Consider the following 3,713-nt stretch of genomic DNA (forward strand, 5'->3'; position numbering starts at 1 on the left):
TGTATTAGATATAGTTGCGACACTGATGTCACCCGCGACAGACATTTTAAAATCTTTTTGAACGTTCTTGGTTTCAGTTTTTGCCATATACAATGCATCTTCATACACCGCATTCATCTGGCTAGCCCGGGTTGTCCAAGATGTTTCGCTATCTTCTGAGATCTGCCGTGCGCGATCAATTAGCTCGGCAAAGCGCTTATTATCAAACTCCGCTAAATCTAAAATTGCGCGTGCCAATCTGGAAACTGTCCGCTTGGCTTCGCGCTGAGCATTCAATTCTTGTTGAAATGCATCAGCTCTATTTTTAAACGCGGATAGATTGAAGCAAGCAGGCGTAAAGTCCAACCCATAAGCTTGAATGGGGCGGCCTGTTCGGTCCCTGTTGACATATCGACGCCCCGTCGGGCTATCCTTATAGGCAAGGATACCTGCTTCTACGAGCTGTTTCAGACAACGCGTGACGGTTCGTGTGGAGTGCAGCGTATATTCAGCCAGACGCTGATTTGAAATCGCGACAATTGGCCGCCGCCCCTCTTGAAAATCGTCGGCTTGCACAAGCCCGAGGAGTATATCAAGAACGTGGTAGGCCGTTGCTTTAATCCCAAGGCACGGTGCTACACGTTTAAGTGTCAAAGACAATTCATGTTTCTCAATGACAGGACGGTTATCCTGTTGCGCTAGCACAGCACTGGCGATGATGCCATCAGACAACCTGCGAAAACGCGCAATTGTCTTATGTGTCGAAGACATAGGTCCCCCTTCTCTGTACAAAAATTGCATAAGAGTTGGTGAAATTTGGGACAAAAACACATAGAAAAGCGCACGCTGCGAAAGGCTGCGGCTTGATTCGCGAATCTAAATCACCTATAGTCGGAGCGTTACATCGGACTTAGGCTTATGCTTTTGTCAATGGAATTCCCCGCCAATATTGCAAGTATTGGCGGGTTTTTCGTTTTTGCAGACTAAGTCATGATTGACTCCCATTCTCTGCTTCATATTGTGCGATTAGTTCTGGCATTCGGTTTNCCCATTCTCTGCTTCATATTGTGCGATTAGTTCTGGCATTCGGTTTTTGAGATAGACTGCAAATTCGCTGCCTGTTTTTCTATCAATCGAAAAATCGAAAGAAGCGCTTTTCTCTTTGTAAGTAGCAAGCTTCGTTCCTGTTTCAGAAACAAACGTTTCTTGGATGCTTGCGTTTTTCCCCGTTGTAGAATTCAGCTTTTGAGCAATTTTCAAAGAAATTTCGAAACGGCCATTACTATCCGCCTTTGCCCACGCTCGAGTTTCAACGGCGGATTCGATTGCTTGAAAAGCAGCGAATGAGTTTTGTTCAAAAGCTTTAGCAAGCAAGGTCCACCGAGGTAAGCCAATGCTTGGACATGGGCCAATTAGCATACAAATGCTATCTGGCACTGCCTCACAGACTTGTGTCATTTTACGAACATTACCATCATCGGAAACGCCGATTGCCCTTCCAACTAGAGAACGCGAATACCCGGCTTTGGTAAGAGTGAGCGCGTACAAAGCTTTTTCAATGAAAGACAGGTTGGTGCGTTCATTGTTTTCAATACCTTGAGCAACTACAAGTTCTTCATCGGTGAGATCTTGCACAAATGCTGTGACAGATTTCTCTAAAATCTCACACGCACGGGTACGGCGAGCACCGTAGGCTATCTGGTAATGATCTGGTTGCTCTGGGTGAGGACGGACAAGGATTGGAAGTTTCTGACCATCCTGTTGGATGGACTGTTTCAAAGCGATAAAATCAGGGTCTGTCTCATCCCATGGAAAACGATCTGCGACAACCGAGGGTAAAATTTTCTTAGGATCAAGTTGTTTGGTTGCGGAAACGTGTAACTGCTGTTGGAGTTCTTCAACCCGAGTTTCAAGCACGGTCATGTTTGATCTCAGTGCGGATGTTGGCAAAGCACTAGATTTTCGATCTGATTGATTTTTTTGCGCTTGTTCTAGAAGTTTTTCACGATCTGGAACACCAAAGGTTCTAGCCAACCGCTTTTTTCTATCATCCGCTTTATTCATGACCGGCCCCAAGAATTTTTAATCAATTGAAAAATTTCACCATTTACCGCATTTACTGAATCGATCGCTCGAAGGTATGTGTCTCTTCCGACCGCCCCTCTTTCCAATTCATAAATTGACTTGTTGTCTAATCCTGCATTTGCGATTGCCGTTGTTTCGAGGACGGGAGAAGCCAAAACTGTATTGCTAAACAGCCCTCTAAGCATCGCTGCTATTGTTGCTTGAGGTGTATCGTTTGGGTTATGGCGTGTGATGAGCACCTTAACAAAATCGTGTCCACAATCCGCTCCACTTTCCTCCAAAACGGTCAGCATTTCATCGAGCATAGAAAGAAATTGGGACATAGAAGCAACGTCCAGCATCGCTGGCTGTGCTGGAATGATAAGCCCAGTTGCTGCAAAAATTGCATTGAGCGTCATATATGAAAGCTGTGGGGGAGCATCCAGAATTACAACATCATAGTCATCAGAAACAGTTTCCAACGCCGAAGCAATCCGACGAATAAAGTGTTCGCCACCTAGAAGAGTTGGATCACCGATTGCCTGCGGTGTTTCATGTTCAAAATAGTTTAATTCTGCGTGAGCTGGAACAAAATCTAGGCCAGAAAAATAGGATTTTCTGATAACCGACTTTAAAGACGGTCGATCTGTATCGTAGCAAATCACACCATACAGCGACTGCATTTCGTCAACATCCATTGCAGCCCTAATGCCAAAAGACTCAGTGAGACTGGCTTGAGGGTCCAAATCGATGGCAAGAACACGTAAACCTTGAAGGGCTAGATATTGTGCACAGTGCAAACTGGTAGTCGTTTTTGCGCAGCCGCCTTTGAAATTAGCGATTGCAATAACCTGCATTTTCTCGCCATCTCGGCGGCGATGATAATAGCGCTTAGCACTTTTCCCACCTTTTTTGGAAAGCAGTTCGCGAATGACATTAACATCAGAAAGTGTATATTGGCGGCGTCCTCTCGTAAGCCGCGCAACGCTAGGCGTTTCTCCGGCGAGTTCAAGCTGACGCAATCGGCCCGCTGTTACACCCAACAGATCAGCGACTTCTTGAGAGGAAAACCCTCTAAGGGTTTTTTGCGCTTCAGGTGGATATGTATCCCTCCACGCTTGGGTAATTTGCTCATTGAGCAAAATCGCCATATCACCAATAATGTTGCGGGTACTTTGCAAAGCGTCCTCCACCCAATAAAGGCCCTAATAATAACGCTAATGAATAGGGCTGAGGGGTTTAATCGTTAGCATGATGAGCACCAAAAGCACAAATCTGTCAAGCCTAATTAGAGTTAACAAAAACTTAACGGAACATTAAAGTATTGATTTACCATTCATTTTTGAAATTTGAACCAACATGTTTCTGGTGGATAGTGTAGGTTCGAGAGCATTTTTTTGATAAAAAAATCAAAATAAAGAGAATCGCAAGGAATGAATGAGCAAGTAAATAATAATTTTCCTAACGATATTTATCGATATCGTTCTGTGCAAATCTGATTTCGTTCAATTCATTAGATAGCCCAATTATTGACCAACCAGCTGATAATGTTGTTGCATATTTTCAAATCATGGAGGTTGGGTTCGTTTGGGGTTAGATAACCCCCCCCTTAAGTCATTGAAAAATATGAATTGAAGAATCAAAAGTGGGCCCACTTTTCGTATTATCTC

General features: G+C 44.2%; 3 protein-coding genes. All 3 read right to left on the minus strand.

Going from position 1 to position 3,713, the window contains the following annotated elements; genetic code table 11:
• Nucleotides 1-810 (minus strand): plasmid replication protein RepC (gene repC / locus C0081_RS23015; protein WP_280952908.1); only part of this gene is annotated, 810 nt, incomplete at its 3' end.
• A gap of 195 nt (nucleotides 811-1,005) precedes the next feature.
• A complete protein-coding gene (repB, locus tag C0081_RS23020) occupies nucleotides 1,006-2,043 on the minus strand; it encodes a plasmid partitioning protein RepB (protein WP_101536094.1) in 1,038 nt (345 codons plus the stop codon).
• Nucleotides 2,040-3,224, minus strand: coding sequence for a plasmid partitioning protein RepA (gene repA / locus C0081_RS23025; protein ID WP_245418047.1), 1,185 nt, complete (start codon nucleotides 3,222-3,224; stop codon nucleotides 2,040-2,042). Before repA ends, repB begins: the two co-directional genes overlap by 4 nt.
• Nucleotides 3,225-3,713 lie beyond the last annotated feature (489 nt).

The sequence above is a fragment of the Cohaesibacter celericrescens genome (genome assembly GCF_002866925.1).
Taxonomy (GTDB): Bacteria; Pseudomonadota; Alphaproteobacteria; order Rhizobiales; family Cohaesibacteraceae; genus Cohaesibacter; species Cohaesibacter celericrescens.